This window comes from Shewanella sp. UCD-KL21, from assembly GCF_001957135.1.
Lineage (GTDB): Bacteria > Pseudomonadota > Gammaproteobacteria > Enterobacterales > Shewanellaceae > Shewanella.
On record NZ_MPHK01000071.1, the window covers coordinates 1 to 794 of the forward strand.

A 794-nucleotide genomic window follows, 5' to 3' on the forward strand; every position below is an offset into this window, starting at 1 on the left:
GGTTCCCACTGGTTGGCAAGAAAATGCCAAGCCCTCGGTCATGAGGTTAAACTTATTCCCCCGCAGTACGTTAAGCCTTATGTTAAAACCAATAAAAATGATTACATCGATGCCGATGCGATAGCAGAAGCATGCACAAGACCATCGATGCGCTTTGTTGGTGTTAAAACAGAATCAGCACAAGTCATTAGTGTTATTCAGCGAGTTCGCTCAAGTTATATCAAAGAGCGGACCGCGTGTATGTCACGAATTGGGGCAATTTTACTGGAGTTTGGCATGAGCTTTCCTAGAGGGCATGCCAAAATGAAAGTATTATTTCAATGGCTCGCTGATAACGGTGAACCGCTTCCTGCCATGTTGATGCAAGAATTGATAGAACATCATGAGTACTATTTACAGCTTAATGAGCGTATCGCAGGGCAAGATAAAAAGCTTAAACAGCTTGTCGAGCAAAATGCAGATGCTCAATTGCTGAAGTCTATCCCTGGTGTGGGGGATTTAACGGCGAGTCAGTGTTTAGCCGATATCTCTGATGCGGGTAATTTTAAAAACGGACGACAGTTAGCAGCGTGGATAGGATTAGTGCCGCACCAATACTCCACTGGCGGTAAAACCACGTTGTTGGGGATAAGTAAGCGGGGTAACAAAGCGTTAAGGACCTTGTTTATCCATGGAGCACGGTCAATTTTATCGAGGCCAGACGTTGCGGTTGCGGTGTTTGGCGAATGGATACTTGAGCTTAGAGCGAGAAAGCCATTTAATGTCGCAGTCGTAGCATTAGCGAATAAATTGGT

At 45.0% G+C, this 794-nt stretch carries 1 protein-coding gene; it reads left to right on the forward strand.

Translation table 11 applies throughout. The features are described 5' to 3' along the window. On the forward strand, window positions 1-794 hold a 794-nt coding region (locus tag BM739_RS19890; RefSeq protein ID WP_076543321.1), incomplete at both ends, for an IS110 family transposase.